Origin of the sequence: Leifsonia sp. 2TAF2 (genome assembly GCF_052115085.1) — a bacterium.
Classification (GTDB): domain Bacteria; phylum Actinomycetota; class Actinomycetes; order Actinomycetales; family Microbacteriaceae; genus Leifsonia.
On record NZ_JBFRFY010000001.1, the window covers coordinates 310,044 to 333,923 of the forward strand.

Genomic DNA, 23,880 nt, shown 5'->3' on the forward strand with positions numbered 1-23,880 from the left:
TGAGCGAACGTACCTATACTGGGCGGACGATGTCAAGAGCCGCCCGCCGCCCGCCCGCCGAACGCCGCGCCGAACTGGCGCTCGCGGCGCGCGACGTGGCGCTCGCCGACGGGCTCGCCGCAGTCACGCTGCGCGCCGTCGCCGGCCGCGCCGGAGTCGCCCCCGCCCTCGTCGCCCACTACCACCCGGCGATGGACGAACTGGTCGCCTCGGCGTTCACTTCGGTCGTCGCGGCCGAGCTGGAGGAGGTGCGCACCCTCCTCGCCGCGGCCGACGGCCCGCTTGAGCGCCTCGCGGCCCTGCTGCGCACGCTGCTCGACGGCACGCGGGACGACGTCACGCTCGTCTGGGTGGAGGCATGGGCGCTCGGCCGCCGCAACGAGGCGCTCGCCTCCGCGGTCCGCGACCAGATGGATGCGTGGCAGGCGCTCATCCTCTCGGTGGTCGACGAAGGCGTGGCCAGCGGCGCCTTCCACGCCGACGACCCGGCGCAGGCGGCCTGGCAGCTGCTCGGGATGATCGACGGCCTCAATGCCCAGGCCCTCGTCCGCTGGGGCGCCGGCGGCGACCGCGGCCCGGTCCTCGCGCGTGCCGTCGAGGGCGTCTTGGGCCTCCCGCGCGGCTCGCTCGCCACGGCGGCCGCCGAGACGTGAGTAATCGCGAGAATCCGCGCCGAGTCGCGACGGGATGTCGCAACTCGGCCGGCCTCAGCTGATCCAGGCGAGCAGCTCGGCGCGGAACTCGTCCGGCTTCTCGATGTGCGGGGAGTGGCCGCAGTCCTCGAAGACGACCTCGCGCGTCGCTCCGCCCGCCTCGGCGTAGCGGGCCAGGACCTCCCGCGTCTGGGCGAGCATCGGCTGCGGCGGTGCCACCTCCTCACCCGGCCAGCCCGGGATGACGCCCGCGGCGCCGAGCTGGTTGAGGTCGAAGAAGGAGGCGTCGCCGACGATCGCGTCGACGGCCCCGTGGATCCAGAGGATGGGCGGCTTGGCGGGCGCATCCACGATCCCGGCCGTGTTGAAGTACGTCGGCGCCAGCGTGTTCAGGACGCCGCGCGTCCCGGGGCCGAACCCGGGCCAGTGCTCGGACGGCCCTGCGTCTCCGGGGTAGTTGTCCGGTCCGGTCGCGGTGGAGAGCATCGACTCCACCCAGAGGTCCTCGTACTCGGAGACGAAACCGGGGGCGACATACGAGGAGCGGTAGACCGCGCGCGGCGAGGTCGGCGACTCCTCGCTCGTGTCGCCGGCTGCGAGCCGCGCCACGAAGTCGGGGTTCGCGCCTCCGCCGCCGGTGCCGGAGGCGTCCGCATTCAGAAGGCTCCCGTCGGCCGCCGTGCCGCCGAAGCCGTACGGCGAGACCGTGGACACCAGGGTCAGGCTCGCGACCAGGTCCGGTCGGTCGAGCAGCAGCTGCATCACGACGCCTCCCCCGAGACTCCAGCCGACGATGTGGGATGCGCCGAGGCCCAGTTCGTCCACGACGGCGGCGACGTCGTCGGAGAAGTCGCGCACCCCGCGCGAGCCGTCGACGGGCAGCGTCTCGCTGTCGCCGAAGCCGCGGAGGTCGACCGCGAGCGCCCGCACACCAGCGGGAAGGGACAGCATGAGCGGCTGCCAGAACAGGGACGACGAGACATTGCCGTGCACGAACAGCACGGTCCGGGTCGGTTCCCCTTCGGCCGGCCGTTCGAGCACGTTGGCGGTGTAGCGGGAGGTGCGGAGGGCGCGGGCCTCGATACCGGGCAGCAGTGTTCCACTCATGCGGGTGTCTCCTTCGGGTCGGTGACGAGCGGTTTCAGCAACGGCACGACCTGACGTACTCCGGCGTCGGTCATGACGATCGTGTAGTGGTTGACGTCGTGCGCTTCGTGCGTGCGCATCCCGGGCAGCCGTTCCCGCCACTCGGCGACGACCGCGGGCTCGTAGAGCGCGGCTCCGTCCAGCAGTCCACGTGGGGCGCGCAGGAAGTCGATCGGCACGTCCAGCCCGGTCAGCGCGTCGGCGTACCCGGCCGAGCCGTCCAGCTCCAAGGCGTTGACCGAGACGGCCTCCGCGTCGGCGCTCGACCGCAGCGCGGGAGCCTCGCCCGCAAGGTCGTACGCGACGTAGTCCGCGATCGCCGGGTTCCACCAGGGCCCGATCGCGGGATGCCGCCGCCAGAACGCCTCGTACTCTTCGGGGGAGGAGAACCGCATCCCGAGCCGTTCGAGCGCGGGTCCGAGCACGACGGCGGGTACGTCCTCCGCCGCAACGCCCACGGGCGGCGCGATCGGCAGTCCGCCGTCGACGAGGACCAGGCGGTCGACACGCTCGGGATGCCGCTCAGCGAGCCGAACGGCGACGAACGCGCCCATCGAGTGTCCGGCGACGACCGCGCGCTCAACGCCCAGCGCATCCAGGACCCGCTCGAGGTCGTCGGCGTGCTGTTCGAGTCCGAACGGCCCCGGGAGTCCTGAGCTGCGGCCGCGCCCCCGGAGGTCCGGCGCGATGATCCGCGTGCCGCCCAGCGCTTCGGCGGCGAGGAGCCACGCGCGATGGCTGGCGGTGATGCCGTGCACGGCCAGGATGGGCGTGCCGCCCGCGTCGGGACTCCAGACGCCGACAGCCAGCTCGCCGCCATCGACCGGCGCCGTGACGCGCGCGTAGGCCGTCACCGGGCGCTCCACCCGCCGTCCATCGTGTAACTCGCGCCGGTGACCATGCCCGCGTCGTCGCCGGCGAGCCACAGCGCGAGGCTGGCGACCTCGGCCGGCTCGACCAGCCGCTTGATCGATGCCTCGGTCAGCATCACCTTCTCGACCACCTCGTCCTCCGGGATGCCGTGCAGCCGGGCCTGGTCGGCGATCTGCTTCTCCACCAGAGGTGTGCGCACGTAGCCGGGGTTGATGCAGTTCGAGGTCACACCGTGCGGTCCGCCCTCCAGCGCCGTCGTCTTCGAGAGCCCCTCGAGGGCGTGTTTGGCGGTGACGTAGGCCGACTTGAACTCGGAAGCGCGCAGGCCGTGGACGCTGGAGATGTTGACGATCCGGCCGAAGCCGCGGTCGTACATCCCAGGCAGCGCTGCGCGGATGAGGAGGAACGGCGCCTCCACCATGATTCGGAGCATGAGCGAGAAGGTCTCCGGCTCGAACTCGGGGATGGCCCTGACGTGCTGGATGCCCGCGTTGTTGACCAGGATGTCGGTCTCGACCGAGGCGTCCGCCAGCTCCGCGGTCTTCGACAGGTCGACCTCCCACGCGTCGCCGCCGAGCCTGGCAGCGACCGCGCGGGCACCGTCGCCGTCGCGGTCGGCGATCGTGACCCGCGCGCCGGCCGCGGCGAATGCCTCCGCGCAGGCCAGGCCGATACCGCTGGCGCCGCCGGTGACCAGCGCGCGCCTCCCGGTCAGATCGGTCATCGTCGACGCTCCTTCCCGCCGGGCCTGCGGCGGCCCTCGCCGCACTCTAACGCCGGGCGCGCCGCCCGGGGAAGGGCGGCAGGGTCATTCGTAGACGAGGCCTATGCGCTCCCGGATGGTGTCCAGCGTCCCCATGATCGCGACCGACTGCGGCAGCGGCAGTCGCACATCCTCTGCGCCGCCCGCGGCGATGAGGCGTTCGATCGCGCGCGCCTGGTACTGCATCCCGCGCCCGTCGATGCGGGACTCGTACGTCTCGATGACGTGCCCCTTCGGGTCGACCACGCGGAACGAGGTGGGCGCGAAGAAGGTCGCGTCGAGCTCCACCCGCGCGTCCGTCCCGACGATGGTGGCGCTGTTGTCGCCGGCCGCATCCAGTTCGGTGGTCAGGGCCGCCTGGGCGCCGCTGTCGTAGCCGAGCAGGATGGACGTCTGCCTGTCGACGCCGGTCGCGGTCGGCGTCGAGAGGGCGAGCACCTCGCTCGGCGCTCCCAGCACATCCCAGGCGAACGACACCGGGTAGATGCCCAGGTCGAGCAGGGCGCCGCCGCCCAGGGCCGGGTCGAGCATCCGCCCGGCGGGGTCGGGGTTCGTCAGCTGCGCGTGGTGCGCGACGACCGAGCGCAGCTCGCCGAGGGTGCCGTCGCTGATGATCTCCTGCAGGCGGTCCATGTGCGGCAGCCAGCGCGTCCACATCGCCTCGAGGGCGACCAGACCGCCCGCCTGCGCCGCGTCGGCGATCTGCTGCGCCTCTCGCTGGTTCATGGTGAACGGCTTCTCGACGAGCACGTGCTTGCCGGCCGCGAGCGCGAGCAGCGCGTTCGGGGCGTGCTGCGGATGCGGCGTCGCCACGTAGATCACGTCGATGTCGGGGTCCGCGACGAGCTCCTCGTAGCTGCCGTGCGACCGCGGCAGCCCATGTGCAGCCGCGAACCGCGCCGCGGCCTCCGGTGTGCGCGATCCGACGGCGGCGACGGCGTGACCGTCGAGCTGAAGGTCGCGCGTCATGGCGGCGGCGATACCGCCCGTTCCGAGGATGCCCCATACGGGCGAGGAGGTCGTCATGCGGTCATCGTACCGACGCGACGGGGCCGGTGACCGTCGCTGAGGCGCTACTCCCGCAGCATCCCGCGCAGCGTCTCGATCGTGTCGGCCTCGCCCGGATCCTTGTCGTCGCGGTAGCGCTTCACCCGGGCGAAGCGCAGCGCGATGCCACCCGGGTAGCGGCTGGAGCGCTGGACGCCGTCGATCGCGATCTCGACGACCGTAGTCGGGGCGACCCAGACCGTCCCGGCCGTGCGCCGCACCTCGATCTCCTGGTAGTGCTCGGTCTGCCAGGCAAGCAGCTTGTCGGTGAGGCCCTTGAAGGTCTTGCCGACCATGACGAAGCCGCCCGGCTCACCGTACGCACCTTCGGGATCACGGGCGCCGAGGTGGATATTCGACAGCAGTCCCTGCCGCCGCCCCGATCCCCACTCGACCGCGAGCACGACGAGGTCGTACGTGTGCACCGGCTTGACCTTGATCCAGCTGGAACCGCGACGGCCCGCCGCGTAGGGCGACTCGATCGCCTTGACGACCACGCCCTCCTGCCCTGCCGCGAGGGCATCCCGCGACACCCGCTCGGCGACCTCGGGATCGGAGGTCACCTCGCCGGGGATGCGGTGCTCGCCGGCGACGCGCTCCAACTCGGCCAGCCGCGTCGACAGCGGCTCGTCGAGGAGGTCGCGCCCATCCACGTGGAGCACGTCGAAGAACCACGGATGCAATACGGCCTCGCGCGCAGCCTCGGCGCCGAAACGGGACATCGTCTCCTGGAACGGCCTCGGCGCCCCGTCCTCGTCGAGCGACAGCGTCTCGCCGTCGAGGATCACATCGCGCACGGGCAGTCGCCGCAGCACCTCGACCACCTCCGGCACTCGGTGGGTGATGTCGGCGAGGTTGCGGGTGAAGACGCGCACTTCGTCGCCGTGCCGGTGCACCTGGATGCGCGCGCCGTCCAGCTTGTACTCGACCGAGGCCGTGCCCGTCGTGGCGAGCGCATCGGACGCGGTCGGCGCGGATGCGGCCAGCATCGGCAGCACGGGGCGCCCCACCACGAGTCCCACCGCGTCGAGCTCCTCCGCCGAGCCGGTGAGGGCGAGCCGTGCGGTCTCGCCCAGGTCGCCGGACAGCATCGCAGCCCGCCGGACCGCTTCGCCGGTGCGATCGGACGCCCGGGCGATCGCGTCGGTCAGCACGCCCTCGAGGGCGCCGGTGCGCATCTCGCCGAGCAGGACGCGCGCCACGAAGTCCTGTTCGCGGGCGGTCGCGCGCGCCGTGAACTCCTGCAGCGCACGGGTGCGCTCGCCGGCGGAACCGGAGCCCGAGAGTGCGGCGATCCGGTCGAGCAGCGCATCCAGATCGTCCACAGTGAGCGAGGGCTCCGACGCGGGAGTGGCCATCGCGCCGCTCAGCCCGCGCCAGCCCACGCCGACACGGCCCTGCCGCGCCTTCCCGACGAGGAACCCGACGGCCGGGGCGATCTCCTCGGGCGCGAGACTGCCAAGCAGCGTGGCGAGCGCGTCGACCTTCGCCAAGCGGGATCGGGTGGCCGTCACGGCCTCCGCCGTGGTCACGAGCGCATCGAGGAGCACGACCCCATACAACCACCGGCCCCCGACGTTACGCTGGCGCGATGAACACCGTCCATAACCTCGACGCCGCCTTCGCTCTCGTCCCCGAGCCGTGGCAGCCGCACCGGCTGACCAGCATCAACGACTACGACGTGAAGGTGGCCCGGCTGCGCGGCGAGTTCGTCTGGCACGCGCATCCCGACACCGACGAGCTCTTCCTGGTGCTGGAGGGGCGGCTCACCATCCAGCTGCGCGACGGGGATGTGGAGCTCGGTCCGCACGACGTCTTCGTCGTGCCGCGCGGGGTCGAGCACTGCCCGCGGGCCGACGAGGAGGTGCTCGCGGTGCTGTTCGAGCCGCAGGGCACCGTCAACACGGGCGACAACCCGGGCGAGCGGACGACGCAGGTGCGGGAGCTGCCGCAGAGCTGAGTCCCTGTTCGTTTCCCGACGCCCGGATGACCGCTTTCCGCCCCGGCTGGGGGCGCTCGCGATATCGTCGTGACAACAACACCACTCCGGGAGACGGGCGACGCGGATGCCGAGACAGGAACGCGCCGAGCGCACGCGGCTCGCCATTCTCGACGCCGCGGCGGCGGAGTTCGACGAGCACGGCTACGAGGGTGCCCGGCTGGAGCGGATCGTCGAGCGCACCGGTGCGACCAAGGGCGCCGTGTACTTCCATTTCCGGTCGAAGCTGGACATCGCGCGAGCTCTGGTCGCCGAGAAGTACGGCAATTGGCCGGTGATCATCGACGACGTGATCGCGTCGGGACTCCGGGGACTCGCCGCGGCCGAGGAGATCACTGTGCGGGTCGGTGCGGTGTTCGCGGCGGATGTCCGCGTCCGCGCGGCGATGAAGCTCACACAGACGGTGCTGCCGCCGACGGCCGAGGACAACCCGTACGACCGCTGGGCCGCCGTGATCGCCGGGCTCTTGGCTCAGGAGGCGGAGGATCGACACCTCGAGGGTGTGGATGCTCAGGCGCTCGCGGTCGTCGCGGTGCAGACGTTCTTCGGCGCCTACCTGATCGCCGACGAGCTGGGGAGGTTGGATGCGCTTCCCGCTGACATCGCCCGCCTCTGGGCGGTTCTCGGGGCCGCTTTGGGCGGCCGCTAGCGAGGACTTGCGACGAAACCGGTGAGTCCGTATGTTTTAAGCGGGGACACCCGCGACGCTCTGCGTCGCCATCCGGGGGGAGTGCGCCCCGTCTCGCTTGTGGGTCGGGGCGTTCCCCCCGCACTCGTCGCCGGCTCGCGCGTGCGGCTCACGACTCCGCGTCCGGCTCGTTCCGGGACGCTCGCCCCCGCAGGATGCGACGGACGACCAGCCAACCGACCACCAGCCCGACTCCGACGTAGATGACGATGTCGAGGTACTCGGTGTAGCGCTCGACCACGTGGTACTGCGTGCCGAGCGCGTATCCGGCGCCAACCAGCAGCGCGTTCCAGAGCAGTGTCCCGGCCAGGGTGAACAGAGCGAACCGGCCGAACGGCATCCGCGTCGCTCCCGCAGGCAGCGAGATCACGCTCCGCATCAGCGGGACGAGCCTCCCGAAGAACACGGCGCCGCGCCCGTGCCGCTTCAGCCAGTCGGCGGACTTCGTGAAGTCGTCCGCGTCCACCAGCGGCAGCCGCGAGAGCAGCCGAACGGCGCGCTCCTCGCCGAGACGGCGACCGAGCAGGTACAGGATGGCCGCCCCGGCGAAGCTGCCGAGCGTCGCCGCGAGCACGACGAGCACGACGTTCAGCGACCCCTGGAACGCGAGGAATCCGGCGAACGGCAGGATCACCTCGCTCGGGATGGGAGGGAAGACCACCTCGGCCAGCGCGCACACCCCGACCCCGAACTCCCCGAGGGCGACCATGATGCGGGCCGCGAGTCCGGCGATGCCTCCGAGATCCTCCGGGGCGGTCGCCGCCGAGGGTGCGGCGAGGGCGGGCAGGGCGAGCGTCGGTCCTGTCATGCGATCGACGCTACCCGCGGCGCTTGGGAGCCCCGTGGATGTCGCAGGCGATGATCAGCCGACCCGCACCAGCGTCTGCTGCCACCCGCTCGACCCGTCCGGCGCGATCGGCGCGCGCTTCCGCTCCTGCAGCCGCCCGGCGGCGTCGGTCGCGCGCACGCCCAGCGTGTGGGTGCCGGGTGTCGCATCCCAGTCGAGGGACCACTGCACCCAGGTGTCGGCGTTGATCGGCTTGGAGAGTTTCGCCTCCCGCCAGGCGCCGCCGTCGATCTGCACCTCGACGCGCCGGATGCCGACCGTCTGCGCCCAGGCGACCCCCGCGATCATGGTGCGACCCGCCGCGAGCGCCTTGTCGACGCGTGGGGTGTCGATCCGGCTGGACAGCTTGATCGGCGCCTTCGCGCTGTACCCGCGCGGCGTCCAGTACGCCTGATCTGCCGCGAAGGTCGTGACCTTCAACTCCGTCAGCCACTTCGTCGCCGAGACGTACCCGTACAGTCCGGGCACGACCATCCGCACCGGGAAGCCGTGTTCGAGCGGCAGCGGCTCGCCGTTCATCCCGACCGCGAGGATCGCGTCACGCTTGCCGTCGGTGAGGGCGTCGAGCGGCGTGCCGGCAGTGAACCCGTCGACGCTGCGGGAGAGCACCATGTCGGCTCCGCGCCGCGGACGGGCGAGGGCGAGGATGTCGCGGACCGGGACGCCGAGCCATCGTGCGCTGCCGACGAGGTTGCCGCCCACCTCGTTGGAGACGCAGGTGAGCGTGACGGAGTACTCGTCGAGGCCCATCCGGAGCAGGTCCTGGAAGTCGAGTTCGACCCGCTTCTCGACCATGCCGTCGATGGTGAGCCGCCAGGTGGAGGGGTCGACCGAGGGCACGGTGAGCGCCGTGTCCACCCGATAGAAGTCCTTGTTGGGCGTGAACAGCGGGCTGATACCCGGGACGTCGAGTTCCGCGCCGGCGGGGACGGTGACGCGGGATGCGGGCGCCGGCAGCCGCAGCGCGGAGCGGACCGCCGCGATGGAGGAGGTGGCCGCCGAGCCGAGCCGCGAACCGACGCCGGCGACCACAGCCCCGGCCGCGGCGATGGAGGTGAGCACCAGGAAGCGGCGACGGTCGACCCCCGCTGTCGCGGACTCCACCGAGTCATCGCGCCACCGTCGGAGCCGCACGATGAGCAGCCGCAGCACGACCGCACCCGCGATCGCCCCCACCGTGGCGGGCAGGAAGGCGAGCGGGCTCGCCCCGGTGCGGGTCACGGTGGCGACCACTGCAGCGATGCCCGCGACGGCGAAGAGCGCCACGCCGACCCAGCGACGCCACAGTTCCAGCATCCCGGCGACCGCCGCCGCGACGAACACGGCTGCACCCAACGAGGCGAGCAGGAACAGCTTGTCGTTCGACCCGAACAGCTGGATGGCGAACTCCTTCGCCCACCGCGGCACGATATCGATGACGAAGGATCCGACCGCGATGATCGGACCGGCCTCCCGCGCCACCAGCAGTGCGACCAGTTCCGCCGCACCCAGGAAGACTCCGCCACTGACGGCGCCCGCGAGCGCCGCCCAGGCGGCCGTGCCGATTCTCTTCTTCGCTGTCACGTCTCTGAGTTCGTCGCGGAGGGCCGCCGCGGATTGGTCCAATCCGATTCGCCGCCGAGCCCGAACCCCTCATGACCGCCCCAGCAGCGGCCGAACGATCGTCACCATCCCTCGAAGGAGAAGAGAATCATGCGATCCACCGCTCGTCTTGCAGCAGCCGGCCTCCTGGCCGCGGCAGCCCTCGCCCTCACCGCCTGTTCGTCCGGCGCGGGCACCGCCTCGTCGTCCGACTCCGGTTCGTCGATGAGCTCGTCCAGCCCGTCGGCGTCGAAGTCGATGGATCCCGCCGCGGACCTCGTCGGTCCCGGCTGCGCCGCCTACGCCAAGCAGGTTCCGGACGGCGCCGGCTCGGTCTCCGGTATGGCGGAGGACCCGGTGGCCACCGCCGCCAGCAACAACCCCCTCCTCACGACCCTGGTCGCGGCCGTCTCCGGCAAGCTCAACCCGAACGTGAACCTGGTCGACACCCTGAACGGCGGCGACTTCACCGTGTTCGCCCCGGTCGACGACGCCTTCAAGAAGATCGACCCGGCCACCATCGAGACCCTGAAGACGGATGCGGGCGCTGCGACGCTGACCTCGGTCCTCACCTACCACGTGGTCCCCGGCCAGATCGCGCCGGCGGATATCGACGGAACGCACAAGACCGTCGAGGGCTCTGACCTCACCGTCACCGGCTCCGGCGACTCGCTGAAGGTCAACGACGCCAGCGTCATCTGCGGCGGCGTCAAGACGGCCAACGCGACCGTGTACCTCATCGACTCGGTGCTGATGCCCCCGGCCAAGTAAGCCAGGCACCGCCGATCCGGCGCGGCCGTGCAGCGATCCGCTGCGTGGCCGCGCCGGCTGCGTTTCCGCCCGTAAGCTGCGTCCATGCGAGTCGGCGGACTACGGGTGGATGCGATCTCCGACGGCGCGTTCGTCGCCCGTCCGGGCTACTTCGGCCCACACGTGCAGGCGTCCGCCCGTCCGGACCTGTTCGACCGCGACGGCGCCGCCTGGCTGCCGATCGGATGCTTTGTGATCCGCGACGCGGCGGCCGGAGCGATCGGCTCCGTCGTCCTCGTCGATGCCGGGCTCGGTCCAGCGCTCGACCCGATGCCTGACGGGATGTTCCTCGTCGGCGGACAGCTGCTCACCGGCCTCCGCGCGCTCGGCCTGCACCCGACCGACATCACCGACGTGGTCGTGACGCACTTCCACATGGATCACGTCGGCTGGCTGTTCGACCAGGATGGCCGCCCGATGTTCCCGAACGCACGCCTCTGGTTCGGTGCAGCCGAGTGGGAGCATTTCGTGGAGGGCCCGGGGGAGATGGCCCCGCACATCCGCTCGGGCTTCCGCGCCCTCGACGGCACCGACCGGCTGCGCCCGCTCCGCGCGGATGCGGACGTCGCGTCGGGTGTCCGCGCCATCCTTTCCCCCGGTCACACACCCGGGCACCTCGCCGTGGTGGCCGAGTCGGACGGCGAGCGCCTCATCCTTCTCGGAGATGCGATCACGACGCCCGAGCAGATGGCGGAGGTGGGCTGGCATTCGATGGGCGACGTGGATGCGGCGCTCGCCGAACGCAGCAGGCAGGAGCTCTGGCGGTCCCTCGCCGCGGATCGCGTGCAGGGTGTCGGTGCGCACTTCCCCGAGCTGAGGGCCGGACGCGTCGTCGACGGCCGGTGGGCGCCGACCGGCCGCTAGCCGCCGGCCACTACCCACTACCCACTACCAGCTAGCCGCCGGCCGCCGATCCGTCCGTCAGGAACTCGGTGAGCGCATCGGTCAGTTCGCTCCGGGCGGTCCGGTCATCGATCGTCGCGACACCGTCGCCCGACTGCGGCCCGTAATCTCCGAACTGGCCGTGGTTCATCCCCTCGATCTGCACGAGTCGTGCGCTCGCCGGAAGCAGGTGTCTGGCGCCGGCGATCTTCGCGGGAGTGCTCAGCCCATCCCGGCTCCCGCCGATCGAGAGCACGCGTAGGTCGGTCGAGCTGAGGTCGTCGGCGCAGTAGGAGCCGAACAGGATGAGTCCGCTGATGTGCGGATCGCGGGCGAGCTGGCAGGCGCGGACCCCACCGAGGGAGTGACCGCCGACGTACCACTCGGTGACGCCGGGCGCCTGCTCGGTGAAGGTCGAGACCGGCCGCTGGTCGAAGAACGCGAGATTGAGCGTCGGCTTGGTGATGACCACGGTGAGTCCCGTGTCTGCGACGACGCCCGAGAGCTTGTAGAGGTACGCATACGGGTCGACGAGTGCGCCGGGCACGAAGACGAGGCCCTGGCCGGACGGCTCTGCGGTCGGCTCCATGACCACGGCGTCACCCGTGTCGTGGATGCGGACGGCGGGATCGCGCCAGGCGTCGAGCGCGGCGGACCGGTCGCCCATCATCGGCGTCGACGCCCAGGCGAGGAAGCCGACGACCACGAGCCCGAGAACGACGAGCACCGCGACGGCGGCGGTTCGGACGCGTCGAAAGGTTCTGCTGGACCGGCTCACCCTCATAGCGTAACCTGACCATAAGCTTGCTGACTAATTTCTAAGCGAGGGAGTTTTCATGACCGCACGATCCCGTTGGGCCGGGCTGGTGTTCATCAGCATCGCGGTCGCGCTGATCATCGTCGACTCGACGATCGTCAACGTCGCCATCCCGTCGATCGTCGAGGAACTGAAGATCGGGTCGACGGGCGTGCAGTGGGTGCAGGAGTCGTACACGCTCGTCTTCGCGGCCCTGCTGCTGGTCTTCGGGACGCTGGCGGACCGGCTCGGCCGCCGGCGCATCCTGCTGGTCGGCGTCGCGATCTTCACGCTCGCGTCGGTCGCGGCCGCGCTGGCTCCGACGGGCGCCTTCCTCATCGGGGCCCGGCTGGTCCAGGGAGTCGGCGGAGCCATGATCCTGCCGACGACCCTGTCGATCATCAACGCGACGTTCCGCGGCAAGGAGCGCGCGATCGCCTTCGCGGTCTGGGGCTCGACGATCGGCGGGATGACGGCCCTCGGCCCACTACTGGGCGGCTGGCTCACCACGGCTTTCTCCTGGCGCTGGGCGTTCGGCATCAACATCCCGCTCGGCATCCTGATCATCATCGGAGTCCTCGCCACCGTCACGGAGTCGCGGGACACCCGCCATGCCGGAAGCATCGACTGGATCGGCGCGCTCTTGTCGGTCATCACGAGCGCGAGCCTGGTCTTCGGGCTGATCGAGGGCCGTACCTACGGCTGGTGGCTGGTGGACACCCGTCCCGCGATCGGCGACTGGACCTGGCCGTTCGCGCTGTCGCCGGTGCCGATCGCCTTCGCCGTCGCGGTCATCGGCGGCATCCTGTTCGTCCTTCGCGGTCGCGCGCGCATCCGGGGCGGGAAGAGCACGATGCTCGCCCTCGACCTGTTCAGCATCCCGTCGTTCCGGAACGGCAACATCGCTGCGACGATCGTGTCGCTCGGAGAGTTCGGCATCATCCTGGCGCTGCCCATCTGGCTGCAGAACGTGCTCGGCTACAGCGCACTCGACACCGGGCTGATCCTCCTGGCGCTCGCGATCGGCTCCTTCGTCGCGAGCGGATTCGCGGGGGCCTTCGGCAACCGGATCCCGCCCGTGACCATCGTCCGCGTGGGGCTCGCCGCCGAGATCGTCGGCGTGGCCGGCCTCGGCTTCGTCATCTCCTCGACGACGCCGTGGGGCATCCTTCTGCCGTTCCTGTTCGTGTACGGGTTCGGCGTGGGGCTCGCGACGGCGCAGCTCACCGGTGTGGTGCTCCGGGATGTGCCTGTCGAGCAGAGCGGTCAGGGCTCGGGCACCCAGAGCACGGCCCGCCAGATCGGCTCGGCGCTGGGCATCGCCATCCTCGGGACCGTCCTGTTCGCAACCGCCACCGCCGTCTTCCAGAGCAGCCTCGACGAGCGTGGGGTGCCGACGGCCACGCGGAATCAGCTCGTCTCGGCCGTGATCGATAGTTCCGGGGCAGCCATCGCCGGTCTGGAGGACAATCCCGCCACCGCAGCAATCGCCGCGGACGCCAAGGAGGCGTTCAGCGACGGCACCCGCTGGGCGGCGTTCTCGGCGGCGGGCTTCCTCGTGGTGGGCCTCATCGCGACCCTGTCGCTGGGCGGTCGGCGCCCGTCGGAGACCGAGTCGGACTCGAGCGAAGACGTCGCAGGCGTCACGCCTGCGCTTCGTGAACGTCCCGCGCCTTGAGCGTGCGGTACGTGGTGACGGGATGCGTCCCCAGCACGATCTTTCCCCGGGAGTGCAGGTTCTGCAGGTCGTCGTAGGCGTAGGCGATCTCGTCGAGCGGGTAGAAGCCGGAGATGAGCAGCGTGAACGCCCGCGCCTCCGCCAGCTCCGCGAGCTGCTGAAGCTGCGCGGTCCCGTGCGCCACCGATTCGGGGTCGTCCTGCAGCAGGCGCAGCTCGGTGTCCCTCCGGTCTTCGCTCGAGCGATAGCGGGCCGGTGGCACGCCCAGCCGGTCGGCGAGGTCCTTGCCGTCCTGCCCGAAGTTGTCGATCATGGCCGAAACGCCTCCCGGCGCCAGCTCACGGATGCGCTCCTCGATGCCGTCGCCATAACGGACCGGCTTGATGCCCAGCTGACGCAGATAGTCGAAGTTGCGGTCACCGCAGGTTCCGATCACCCCGGCGCCCCTGTGCTTGGCGACCTGCGCTTCGATACTCCCGACGGCGCCCGCCGCAGCAGAGATCACGATGGTGTCGCCGGCTCCCACCCGGACCTCGTCGAGCATGTCGAGGGCGGTCGCGCCCGCCAGGTACAAGCCGCCGGCGACCTCCCAGGACACGTGCGGCGGCTTGACGACGATGGCCGCCGTGCTGACGACGACATGCCGCGCGTGGGCTCCGCTCCGGACGTGCCCGATCACCTCGGTGCCACGGCGGAACAGCCCCTCGGGGTCGCCCACCACGACGATGCCGGCGAAATCGCTGCCCGAGCCGCGGGGGAACGCCTCGTCCGCCCACGCCGTCTCACGACCCGTCCGGATGAAACCGTCGATATGGCTGATGCCCGTGGAGATCACCTCGACCACGACCTGGCCCGGTCCCGGCGGCCGGAGCGGGCGGACCCGCCGCTCCAGCACATCCACGTCACCCGTGCGGTCATACTCCACGACGGTCGTCTCGTGATACGTCTTCGTCATCATCCGCGCCTTCCGTTGGGTCTCTGACGTCAGTCGGAGGCCATCCACTGTTCGCCAGGACGGTACGAGCCGAAGCTCCACTCCCGTCCGCCCGGGTCGAGCACGCGTGCCCGCCTGCCGCCCCATCCGATGTCGGTGGGAGGGAGCACTGCTGTGCCGCCCGCGAAGACGGCACGGGAGTACATCCCGTCGACGTCCTGCGTGACGAGGTAGACGCCGGCGCCGGTGGAGGAGCCGACGAGCGGCGCGATCCGGTACTCCGCGTCGTACGAGGAGAGCATGACGACCGTGTCGGCCCAGCGCAGTTCGGAATGGAGCACCGACCCATCCGGGCCGACCTGGCGCTGAAGGGTCTCGAAGCCGAGCGCCTCCAGCCACGCGATCGCGCTTGCCGCGTCGCGGTAGCTCAGGTAGATCGCTGACGAGATCATGGCGCCTCCTCGGCCGTGAGGCTCACGCCTCAGTCGGGAACCGGGTCCGTCGATGGCGACGCGTGGAGGTCTGCGCGGATGCCGTCGAGCACCGCGTGGACGGAGACGCGCTTGGCCTCGGTGTCCACCACGTTCGCTGGGACGGTCACCACCAGTCCTGACTGGTAGAACGCGCGGACGCGGAATCCACCGGGCCAGGACGTCTCGGCGCCGTTGTCGTTGTCGGTGCCGCCGGACAGCTCGAACCGCAGCAGGTCTGCGCGGCTCTCGACCCGCGTGATCACCTGCGCTGCGGCCTCGCCGTCGTCGATGACCTCTGCGGCGACGACCGTGTGGTCGGTGAAGACACCGACTCGGAGGGTGACCGTGGAGAGGGCGGATGCGGACGCAGCGCCCAGGTAGATGATCCGGTCGTCGCCGATGGCGAGCTCCAGCTGCCGCATCAGGGCCGGATACCAGCCGGGCGCGCCGTCCAAGAGCTCCGCGAGACCGCGCTCTTCGTCCAGAAGGGCGCGCAACTGAGCCTGGATCGTCGCCGTGTCCGTCATTCGCCGTGCCTTCCACATTCCGGCCGGCGTGAATCGCTCGCCGGTCTCCGGCTCAGCATATCGCTAGCCTGGCTAGAAAACGACGCCGAGGGCCACGCGATCAGCGGGATGCGCCCACCTTGTACCGGGCGCCCCGGTGCGTGTCGGGAAGGCGGTCGCCGGCGCCGTGCAACTTGTTGCGCAGGGTGCCCGTCTCGTACTCCTCCGGGTAGGCGCCGCGCTTCCGCAGCTCGGGGATGACGAACTCGACCACATCCTCGAACGTGCCGGGGGTGATGGCGTACGCGAGGTTGAACCCGTCCACGTCGGTGTCCTCCACCCACTCCTGCAGCTGGTCGGCGATCTCCACCGCCGAGCCGACGATGAACGGCCCGAGGCCGCCGATCGCGCCGTTCCTGCCGATGTCGCGCACCGTCCACTCGCCGCCGTCCGCGTTGGGCAGCTGGAAGTTGGCCACAGCCGACTGGATGGCGTTGCTCTCGACGTTGCCGATGGGCTCGTCGAGGTCGTACTTCGACAGGTCCACGCCCATCCAGCCGGACATGAACACGAGTGCGCCCTCGTCGCTGGTGTACTGCAGGAAGTCCTCGAACTTGGCCTGCGCCTTCTCACTGGTCTCGTCGGTGATGATCGTCAGCAGCGTATAGATGCGTGCCGAATAGCGGTCGCGTCCTGCCGCCTCCAGCGCGTCGCGCAGTTTGCCGACCGTCGCCTTCAGGCCCTCCTTGGTGGAGGCGGCGACGAAGATCGCCTCGGCGTTCTCGGCCGCGAAGGAGATGCCGCGCTTCGACGCGCCCGCCTGGTAGATCACGGGGGTGCGCTGCGGGCTGGGCTCGGAGAGGTGGATGCCCGGAACGGTGAAGTGCTTGCCCTGGTGGCCGATCTCGTGCACCTTCGACGGATCCGTGAAGACACCGGACTCGCGGTCGCGGATGACCGCGTCGTCCTCCCACGACCCCTCCCACAGCTTGTAGAGCACCTCGAGGTACTCGTCGGCGTGGTCGTAGCGGTCGTCGTGCTGCAGCTGGTCGTCGTGGCCCATGTTGCGCGCGGCGGAGGGCAGGTAGCCGGTGACGACGTTCCAGCCGACCCGGCCGTTCGTGAGGTGGTCGAGCGTCGACATGCGGCGGGCGAACGGGTACGGGTGCTCGTAGGCGGTGCCCGCGGTGATTCCGAAGCCCAGGTTCTCGGTCACCAGCGCCATCGCGGAGACCAGCAGGACGGGGTCGTTGACCGGAACCTGGGCGCCGTGACGGATGGCGGCCTCGTTGCTGCCGCCGTACACGTCGTAGGTGCCGAGGACATCCGCGATGAAGATGCCGTCGAAGGTACCGCGCTCGAGGAGCTTCGCCAGCTCCGTCCAGTACGTGAGGTCCTTGTACCGCCACGCCTGGTCCTCCGGGTGACGCCACATGCCGGACGACTGGTGGGCGACGCAGTTCATGTCGAACGCGTTGAGGCGGATCTGCCTGGTCATGGCTCCAGGATGGGCGAAGCCCGCCGGCGCCGCACGCGGGCCGTCATGGTGCGTAACGAGCGCTGGCCGCGGCTGGTCACGGCTGGAAGTGCGCCCACGCGTCCATGTCGTACTCGAGCTCGATGTCGTCGTAGAGGCGGATCCGCCAGGTGTGCACATCGCCGCTGACGAACTGCCCGCGGACGATCTGCGTCGTCCACTCTCCCTGCTCGGTCAGGCTCCAGTGGATCAGTCCGATGTGTTCCCGGGCCCGCGGCTGATGAGGCGGGTGGATGTAGCTGTCGTCCTGCACCATGATCGCCCTCCCCAGCAGCAGGCGTGTGTTGTTCGTACAGCGCACAGTCTGGCCAACAATCCGCGTTCGGTGGCTAGGGGTCATTCTGAAAATCGCCACAGGCTCGCTTGCTCCTGCATAACGACCTGCACGCTTACGGGCCGCGCTGCCCGAGGTGCTGCCGGGTGAGCTCGGCCATCTCGTCGTCGCTCAGCTCGTCGAGCCTCTTGCCTTCGCGCCGGTCCACGCGCATCCACCGCACGAAGAGGAGGACGAGGACAGGCACGTCGGCGACCTCGGCGATGAACCACAGCAGGTCGCCGGAGAGGTGCTGGTCGTGCAGAGGCGTCGGGAACCAGAACGGGAGGCGCGCCGTGATCGCGGGCGCATGGTCGAGGATGCCGTCGTTGAGTCGCAGGAGCAGGCCCGGGATCGCGTCCAGCAGCAGCTCCACGAAGGCGAGGAGGAACTCGACCGTGACGAAGAAGCCCGTGCGGAGGACCGAGTGCGCGGCGATCGGCAGCACGAGCACCAGGCCGGCCAACGGGGTCACGACCGAGATCGTCCACTCGGACCAGGGCGAGTCACGCAGGATGGCCGCGACCGGAGTGAGGAACACCAGGAAGATCGCGCACGCGATCACCGGCGCGGCAATGGCGTTGCCGAAGGCCCGCACCGGCCACGAGCGCATCGCCCGCTCGGTGCGGCGACGTCCGTCCGCGCTCAGGGCGACGCGTGCCAGAGCGATCGGACGGCCGAGGGAGACGAGGGCCGGCACGACGAAGAGCAGCAGCGCGATGCGGGTGGTGAACGCCCAGCGCAGGTCGGTGCTCTCGGCGCCCAGGAACCCGAACGAGACCACGGCGTACGAGCCGAGCCCCAGCAGAAGGTAGACCGCCGTCAGCCGGAGCGGCCAGAGGTGCCCGCGCCGACGCAGCCGGAGCACACCGCCGAGGTACAGCACCACGGCCGCGAGCAACAGCGCGGCGGCGGCCGGGTCGAACGACCAGGTCGTGAGGAAGACGGCGAGGGGCGGCGTGATCGGCTCCGGATCGAGGGCGGGCGCCTCATTCTCGCCCCGCGCGCAGGCGTCGGCCGGACGGATCCGCCGTCCCTGAGAGGAGCATCAGGCCGACACAGAGGACTCCCCGTCTGCGTCGGCGTCCCCGCCCTAGGCTCGTCTTCGGTCGCACGGGCATCGGGCGATGGGGTGCGGGTCGCGAGACAGACGAGGTCTGCATGTCAGGCGGCGAACGACGGCGGGCACTGGAGCGCGAGCGCGCCGCCTCCTCACGTGTCCCGCGGAGGCGACGGCGGCGTGGAGCGGCACTCGGAGCCTCCGGCGCGACGATCGCACTTCTGCTCGGGATCGCGATGGCCCCGCCGGCGTCCGCAGCACCCCTCGAGCTCGTGCCGGCGGCGGCCACCGGCCATGCGGCCGCGCAGCATCTCACTGTCTCCGCGATCGTCGCAGCGGCGCGGATCGACCGTGACGACCCGGTCGCGTCCGCGGTCGCCGGGATCGTCGCCGGCCACGGCGGCGCGGCGGGGGAGCGGGCGGCCGGTGCGATCGTCTCGGCCCTCGCAGCCGGCGGCGCACGCGAGCGGATCGTGGCGACGGCGTTGAGCTACCTCGGCGATCCGTACGTCCTCGATGGGGCGGACCACTCGGGCATCGACTGCTCGGGTCTCGTCATGGTGTCGTACGCAGCGGTCGGCATCCCGCTCGGCCACCTTGTTCACCTGCAGGACGACGCCGGGCGGAGGATCGACCAGGCGGACGCCGAGCCAGGCGACCTGGTGGTGTTCGACGACGACGAGCACATCGCCCTTTACCTGGGCGACGGGATGATCATCCAGGCGCCCGAGGAGGGCCGGCCTGTGGAGGTCACCACCGTGTGGTCGGGAGTCCCGCACCACTTCACGCGTCTGCTTGAGGGGTGAGAAGGACCCGCTCGTTCAGACGTTCAGTTCGCGCCGCATCAGCCACCGGACCTGGCCGCCGGAATGCGCGTCGGTCGCGAGCACCCGGGAGAAGCCGTGCTTCTCGAACAGCTCGACGGTCCCGACGTAGCCGCTGATCACATCCACCCGCTCGCCGGCGGTGTCGACGGGGTAGCCCTCGACCAGAGCGGCACCGGAGGCGCTGGCGTGCTCGACGGCCCCATCCAGAAGATCGTGCATCAGGCCGCGCTTGCGGAAGCCGCCGCGCACCACGAAGCAGACGATCGACCACGGATCGCGGTCCTCATCCACGTGCGGGATGGTGCGGGAGTTCATCAGCCGCCGGTACGTCGACTTAGGCGCTACCGAGCACCAGCCGGCGACATCGCCGTCGCGGTAGGCGAGCACGCCGGGGCCGGGCTGCGTCGAGCACTCCGTGTGCATGTACTCGATCCGTGCGGGCATGTCGAGGCGGGAGTCGCGGTACGACATGCACACGCACCCGCCCCCGCCGGGCTTCCGCGGCACCATGAACGTCGCGAAGTCGTCGAAACGACCGGTGGCGGGGAGTACCTCGACGGCCATGGCCACAGCGTAGCGACGACCTCCGACAGAGGGCCCTAGCGCGTGCGCGAGGCCGCCCCGGCGGCACCAGCCAGTGCTGCCCCGGCGCCGAGCCCCAGCTCCGGGAATGCGAGCAGGACCATGTCGACCAGCTCCTCCTGCGGGCGGGTCAGCGGGTCGGTCACGGGCAGGCCCAGCTGCGCTTCGTGCTCGGCGATGGTGTCGTCGAGCTCGGTCGCCGTCAGGCCTTCGTGGTTGATGGTGATGCCGATGACGCGGGTGTCGCTGAACGCCTGGATCAGGGCGATCTCGCTGGCCGCGGTCGGGACCGGCATCATCGGGAAGTCGCCCAGCATCACCCGCCCGGGTGCGTGCTGCACGATGACGCCCTCCGGCCGGCTTCCGCGCAGGATGGCGCCGGAGCTCAGGTAAGCAGGATGACTCAGCGCACCCTGGCCTTCGACGATGATCACGTCCGGGTCCTCCTCCTCGAACGCGGCGACGACCTGCGCCTCCACCTCGCCGGAGCAGAACTGCGGGATGGTCGCATCCAGCGCGACCGCGTACCGGGCGCCCTGGATCAGCGACGTCTGGCCGGTTCCGACCATGACGGCCCGGATCCCGACCGCGTTGAGCGCCTGCGTGAGCAGGGTCGCTGTCGTGCGCTTGCCCACCGATCCGTCTGTGCCGAGCACCGCGATCCGCGGGCACGTCACGTCGAAGATACGGCCGCTGAACAGCTTCAGGTCTTTGATCTCCTTGGGGCGGCGCACGTCGACGATGGTCACCCCGGCCACCAGAGCGGCGGCGACGAACTCGGCGTCGTCGTTGAGGTACTCGTGCAGCCCGTTGACCAGGTTCATCCCGCGGTCGATGCCGTCGAGCAGCACCGCCCGGTGGTCGGCGGTGAGCAGGCCGTCGGTGGGGGCCATCCCGAAGATGAGCGTGTCCGGCACGAAACCGGCCCGTCCGATGGAGTCGTCGAGGCTCGCGAGCACCGGGATGCCGTTGGGCACCCCATCCAGGACCATCCCCGCGTCCTGACCGGCGCAGGAGCTGTCGATGACGCTCAGGATGTCGTACTTCTCGGAATGACGGACCAGACCGTTGGCGGTCTTCCCATCGAGCCTTCCGAACAGCCCTTCGCAGTAGACGACGGCTTTCACGGACGCGGACATGGCGCTCCTCTTGTATGCACAGAGGAGGCGACGGGATCGTGGCCGGATCCGAAGGATCCTTCTGTCAACGAGGCGTCTTCCCTGAAGCCGGCACAGTACCGGCTGCTGAACCGTAGCAGCGCAACCTGTGCGTTCATGTCCGCGCCCGTCACGAGGGGCCGCACGAACGCAGTCGTACGGCCCCTCGATCAGGTGCGGCGGCTCAGCGCCGGCTCAGCGCCGCGGATTGTTGCGCCCGGGCGTGCCCGCCCCGAGGGCGAGCGTCTGCTGCACCGCGGTGTACTCCGGCTTCGGCTGGAGGTTCTCGTCGTAGATGGTCGCCGCGCCCTCACCGGGGAAGACGCCGGGCACCCACGAGTACGCGTCGCCGACGCCCCACACGGTGTACGACAGGCACGCCCGCACCGCGAGGCACGCCTGGAGGGTGGTGGTGTAGCCCGCAATCTGCGCGTTCTGCTCGACGGGAGTCACCGGCAGGGTGGTGCGCACATCCACCTCGGTCTCCGCCACCTTCAGCCCCAGCTTCGCGAACCGCTGGAGGTTGTTCTGCAGATCCGGCAGCGGGTACTGGGTGTCCAGGTGCGTCTGGAAGCCGACGCCGTCGATCGGGACGCCCTGCGCCTTGAGGTCCTGGACGAGCTGGTAGACCGCGTTGCTCTTGGGCCCGGTGAACTCGATGTTGTAGTCGTTGTAGAACAGCAGCGCCCGAGGGTCGGCCTGGTGCGCCCAGCGGAAGGCGTCGGCGATGTAGCTCGGGCCGAGCTTCTGCAGCCAGATGCTGTCGCGCAGGGTTCCGTCGTCGTTGAACGCCTCGTTGACGACATCCCACTGCCAGATCTTGCCCTTGAAGTGGCTGACCTCATCGGTGACATGCTTCTTGAGGATCGCGCGCAGCTGGTCGGGTGTCATCGACGGCGCGGCGGCGGTCAGCCAGGCGGGAAGCTGGCTGTGCCAGACCAGCGTGTGCCCGCGCACGAGCTGGTCGTTCTGTTGCGCGAAGGCGACGAGCTTGTCGGCCGCCGACCAGTCGTACGTGCCCTGCGTGGGCTCGACGACCTCCCACTTCATGACGTTCTCCGGCGTGACCGTCGAGAACTGCGAGGCGACGATCGCCCGGTAGTCGCTGTTCTGCGCAAGAACGTCGGTGTTGACGGCGGTGCCGATGCGGAGGCCGGACTGCGAGGCGAGCGCGCGGAGGGAGTCCGCCGTAGCGGGACTGTGGTGGGACGGGGCTGCGGGCGGAGCCGCGAAGGCGGCTCCCTGGGCGAGGATGACGGCTCCGGCCCCGATCACCGCGGTGGTGATGAGACCGCTGGTGATGAGACCGGCTCGAAGGCGAATCGACACGCTGCTACTCCTTTGTATGCGTCGGGCGTCGCGGCATTGCGGCGTCCTCGTGGATTTGTTGCGTCATCCAGCTAATTCGGCCCCCGGATGGGTGTCAAAAGTTTTGGAAAAGCCGTATTCGCCGCCGGAACGGCCGGGCGCCTGTCCTGTCGCCGTCAGCGCGCGTCGGGTTCGCCCGGCTGCGGACCGACGCGGAAGGATGCCGGCACCTCCTCCGAGGAGTGCCGTGCGGTGCGTGCGTCGCGCTCCAGTCCCGAACGCTGAGTCAGCACCCCGTACAGCTCCGGCCGCCGCCCCAGCAGCCACCGCCTCCCGGTGGCGAGGGGCAGCAGCTCGAGGTCCAGGTCGGCGGTCACCACCGCTTCGCCCGGCGCGGGCGTCTCGGCCACGATCCGGCCGTACGGGTCGAGGATCATGGCATTGCCGGTGCGGATCTCGTCGTCGTCGGGGCCGATGCCGTTGGCGAAGAGCACGAAGATCCCGTTGTCGTGCGCGCGCGACGGCAGCCAGCGCATCAGCCACTCGCGGCCGGACGGGCCGTTGACGGCGGCCTCCAGCGCTGCCGGGTCCTGGTGCCGGTTGTGCCACAGCTCGGCGGGGATCACCTTCATGCCGTGCGGGCTGCGCGAGTTGGTCCCGCCGGTCTGATGCGGCGCGATCAGCACGGTGGCCCCGAGCAGTGCGGTGGCGCGCACGTTCTCGACGAGGTTGTTGTCCCAGCAGATCAGGATGGCCATCCGCACGCCCCACGGGGAGTCGAAGACCGTGTACTGCCCGCCGCTGGAGATGGCCTCGTGCTCGAACGCGTGCAGTTTGCGATGGATGTGGGTGGCGCCATCCGGGAAACAGACCGCGTAGGAGTTGTAGAGCGTTCCATCGGCGGATTCGAGGAAGCCGGCCCCGATGCCGACCCCGAGCTCCTGCGACAGCTCCCTCAGGCTCGTGACGAGAGGGCCGTCGGCGGGTTCGGCGAGTCGACGCAGCTCCTCGGCCGGCAGCTTCGTCAGGTGCCAGTACCCGAGCAGGCACATCTCGGGGAAGATCACCAGGCGGCTGCCGTCCGCAGCGGCGGCGAACGCCAGACGCCGGACCGTGTCCAGGTTGGCGGCCGGATCGGAGGGTGCTGCCTCGAATTGAACGACGGATACGCGCAGCGGACGCTCTTCATTCATTCGGGGGCTCCTCGGGATGACGGACGGCCGGCGCGGGCGCGCTCCAGCCGCATCAGCAATCTATCGAGTCCATCGTCCCGCCGAACACGCCGTCGCGTCGGTTGGGCTCCCTCTTCTCTTCGGGTCGGCCGACGAGCACACTGGAGCCGATGTGAAGGAGCCGATACGGCACACAAGCGCGCTCTCCGACACCTGGCCGCACTCGCGGCGTGCGTCTGCGCGCTCTC

Annotated in this window: 25 protein-coding genes; 7 read left to right on the forward strand and 18 right to left on the reverse strand. The window is 70.4% G+C overall.

Features of this window, described 5'->3' with window-relative positions:
* Positions 1-29: 29 nt before the first annotated feature.
* Positions 30-653: a TetR/AcrR family transcriptional regulator gene (locus AB4Z18_RS01500; RefSeq protein WP_441780932.1), complete on the forward strand. Its 624-nt coding sequence runs from the start codon at positions 30-32 to the stop codon at positions 651-653.
* A gap of 54 nt (positions 654-707) precedes the next feature.
* Here AB4Z18_RS01500 and AB4Z18_RS01505 read toward each other — a convergent pair whose 3' ends face one another.
* The 5 genes from AB4Z18_RS01505 to AB4Z18_RS01525 form a co-directional block, all read right to left on the reverse strand.
* Entirely contained in the window at positions 708-1,760 is a 1,053-nt protein-coding gene (locus AB4Z18_RS01505; protein WP_441780933.1) for an alpha/beta fold hydrolase, read from the reverse strand.
* Positions 1,757-2,653: an alpha/beta fold hydrolase gene (locus tag AB4Z18_RS01510; RefSeq protein ID WP_441780934.1), complete on the reverse strand. Its 897-nt coding sequence runs from the start codon at positions 2,651-2,653 to the stop codon at positions 1,757-1,759. Before AB4Z18_RS01510 ends, AB4Z18_RS01505 begins: the two co-directional genes overlap by 4 nt.
* Positions 2,650-3,396, reverse strand: a complete 747-nt coding sequence (locus tag AB4Z18_RS01515; RefSeq protein ID WP_441780935.1) for a 3-hydroxybutyrate dehydrogenase — start codon at positions 3,394-3,396, stop codon at positions 2,650-2,652. Before AB4Z18_RS01515 ends, AB4Z18_RS01510 begins: the two co-directional genes overlap by 4 nt.
* Positions 3,397-3,480: 84 nt before the next feature.
* Positions 3,481-4,461, reverse strand: coding sequence for a Gfo/Idh/MocA family protein (locus AB4Z18_RS01520; RefSeq protein WP_441780936.1), 981 nt, complete (start codon positions 4,459-4,461; stop codon positions 3,481-3,483).
* A gap of 47 nt (positions 4,462-4,508) precedes the next feature.
* Positions 4,509-6,032 (reverse strand): ATP-dependent DNA ligase, encoded by a 1,524-nt coding sequence (locus AB4Z18_RS01525; RefSeq protein WP_441780937.1) that lies wholly within the window; start codon positions 6,030-6,032, stop codon positions 4,509-4,511.
* Between the two features lie 41 nt (positions 6,033-6,073).
* Here AB4Z18_RS01525 and AB4Z18_RS01530 point away from each other — a divergent pair, with 41 nt between their 5' ends.
* Entirely contained in the window at positions 6,074-6,442 is a 369-nt protein-coding gene (locus tag AB4Z18_RS01530; protein ID WP_441780938.1) for a cupin domain-containing protein, read from the forward strand.
* 106 nt (positions 6,443-6,548) lie between these two features.
* Positions 6,549-7,130, forward strand: a complete 582-nt coding sequence (locus tag AB4Z18_RS01535; protein WP_441780939.1) for a TetR family transcriptional regulator — start codon at positions 6,549-6,551, stop codon at positions 7,128-7,130.
* 148 nt (positions 7,131-7,278) lie between these two features.
* Here AB4Z18_RS01535 and AB4Z18_RS01540 read toward each other — a convergent pair whose 3' ends face one another.
* Both AB4Z18_RS01540 and AB4Z18_RS01545 read right to left on the reverse strand, forming a co-directional pair.
* On the reverse strand, positions 7,279-7,977 hold the full coding sequence (locus tag AB4Z18_RS01540) for a DedA family protein (RefSeq protein WP_441780940.1): 699 nt from the start codon (positions 7,975-7,977) through the stop codon (positions 7,279-7,281).
* A 54-nt stretch (positions 7,978-8,031) separates the two neighbouring features.
* Complete coding sequence (locus AB4Z18_RS01545) at positions 8,032-9,579, reverse strand: molybdopterin-dependent oxidoreductase (RefSeq protein ID WP_441780941.1); 1,548 nt, start codon at positions 9,577-9,579, stop codon at positions 8,032-8,034.
* Positions 9,580-9,708: 129 nt separating this feature from the next.
* Here AB4Z18_RS01545 and AB4Z18_RS01550 point away from each other — a divergent pair, with 129 nt between their 5' ends.
* Positions 9,709-10,368 (forward strand): fasciclin domain-containing protein, encoded by a 660-nt coding sequence (locus tag AB4Z18_RS01550; RefSeq protein ID WP_441780942.1) that lies wholly within the window; start codon positions 9,709-9,711, stop codon positions 10,366-10,368.
* A gap of 84 nt (positions 10,369-10,452) precedes the next feature.
* On the forward strand, positions 10,453-11,271 hold the full coding sequence (locus AB4Z18_RS01555) for an MBL fold metallo-hydrolase (protein ID WP_441780943.1): 819 nt from the start codon (positions 10,453-10,455) through the stop codon (positions 11,269-11,271).
* 31 nt (positions 11,272-11,302) lie between these two features.
* Here the strand turns inward: AB4Z18_RS01555 and AB4Z18_RS01560 are convergent, their stop codons facing one another.
* Positions 11,303-12,073 carry an alpha/beta hydrolase gene (locus AB4Z18_RS01560; RefSeq protein ID WP_441780944.1) on the reverse strand — a complete coding sequence of 257 codons (771 nt, stop codon included), beginning with the start codon at positions 12,071-12,073 and terminating at the stop codon, positions 11,303-11,305.
* Positions 12,074-12,125: 52 nt separating this feature from the next.
* Here AB4Z18_RS01560 and AB4Z18_RS01565 point away from each other — a divergent pair, with 52 nt between their 5' ends.
* Entirely contained in the window at positions 12,126-13,763 is a 1,638-nt protein-coding gene (locus tag AB4Z18_RS01565; RefSeq protein ID WP_441780945.1) for an MFS transporter, read from the forward strand.
* On the opposite strand, the gene AB4Z18_RS01570 is transcribed toward AB4Z18_RS01565, so the two are convergent.
* The 6 genes from AB4Z18_RS01570 to AB4Z18_RS01595 form a co-directional block, all read right to left on the reverse strand.
* The gene (locus AB4Z18_RS01570; RefSeq protein ID WP_441780946.1) at positions 13,729-14,718 is read right to left on the reverse strand and encodes an NADP-dependent oxidoreductase; all 990 of its coding nucleotides are present in this window, start codon (positions 14,716-14,718) and stop codon (positions 13,729-13,731) included. The genes AB4Z18_RS01565 and AB4Z18_RS01570 overlap by 35 nt on opposite strands.
* Before the next feature lie 29 nt (positions 14,719-14,747).
* Entirely contained in the window at positions 14,748-15,149 is a 402-nt protein-coding gene (locus AB4Z18_RS01575) for a VOC family protein (RefSeq protein WP_441780947.1), read from the reverse strand.
* 29 nt (positions 15,150-15,178) lie between these two features.
* Positions 15,179-15,697 carry a hypothetical protein gene (locus AB4Z18_RS01580; protein ID WP_441780948.1) on the reverse strand — a complete coding sequence of 173 codons (519 nt, stop codon included), beginning with the start codon at positions 15,695-15,697 and terminating at the stop codon, positions 15,179-15,181.
* Between the two features lie 100 nt (positions 15,698-15,797).
* Positions 15,798-17,174 carry an LLM class flavin-dependent oxidoreductase gene (locus AB4Z18_RS01585; RefSeq protein WP_441780949.1) on the reverse strand — a complete coding sequence of 459 codons (1,377 nt, stop codon included), beginning with the start codon at positions 17,172-17,174 and terminating at the stop codon, positions 15,798-15,800.
* A gap of 76 nt (positions 17,175-17,250) precedes the next feature.
* Positions 17,251-17,469, reverse strand: coding sequence for a hypothetical protein (locus AB4Z18_RS01590; RefSeq protein ID WP_441780950.1), 219 nt, complete (start codon positions 17,467-17,469; stop codon positions 17,251-17,253).
* A gap of 133 nt (positions 17,470-17,602) precedes the next feature.
* Positions 17,603-18,415, reverse strand: a complete 813-nt coding sequence (locus tag AB4Z18_RS01595) for a cytochrome c oxidase assembly protein (RefSeq protein ID WP_441780951.1) — start codon at positions 18,413-18,415, stop codon at positions 17,603-17,605.
* Positions 18,416-18,687: 272 nt separating this feature from the next.
* Here AB4Z18_RS01595 and AB4Z18_RS01600 point away from each other — a divergent pair, with 272 nt between their 5' ends.
* Positions 18,688-19,392 carry a C40 family peptidase gene (locus AB4Z18_RS01600; RefSeq protein WP_441780952.1) on the forward strand — a complete coding sequence of 235 codons (705 nt, stop codon included), beginning with the start codon at positions 18,688-18,690 and terminating at the stop codon, positions 19,390-19,392.
* 15 nt (positions 19,393-19,407) lie between these two features.
* Here the strand turns inward: AB4Z18_RS01600 and AB4Z18_RS01605 are convergent, their stop codons facing one another.
* From AB4Z18_RS01605 to AB4Z18_RS01620, 4 genes are all read right to left on the reverse strand, one after another.
* On the reverse strand, positions 19,408-19,977 hold the full coding sequence (locus AB4Z18_RS01605) for a GNAT family N-acetyltransferase (protein ID WP_441780953.1): 570 nt from the start codon (positions 19,975-19,977) through the stop codon (positions 19,408-19,410).
* A gap of 35 nt (positions 19,978-20,012) precedes the next feature.
* A complete protein-coding gene (locus tag AB4Z18_RS01610; protein WP_441780954.1) occupies positions 20,013-21,134 on the reverse strand; it encodes a DUF1611 domain-containing protein in 1,122 nt (373 codons plus the stop codon).
* 213 nt (positions 21,135-21,347) lie between these two features.
* On the reverse strand, positions 21,348-22,481 hold the full coding sequence (locus tag AB4Z18_RS01615; protein ID WP_441780955.1) for an endo-1,4-beta-xylanase: 1,134 nt from the start codon (positions 22,479-22,481) through the stop codon (positions 21,348-21,350).
* A 155-nt stretch (positions 22,482-22,636) separates the two neighbouring features.
* Entirely contained in the window at positions 22,637-23,653 is a 1,017-nt protein-coding gene (locus AB4Z18_RS01620) for a nitrilase family protein (RefSeq protein ID WP_441780956.1), read from the reverse strand.
* Between the last annotated feature and the right edge of the window lie 227 nt (positions 23,654-23,880).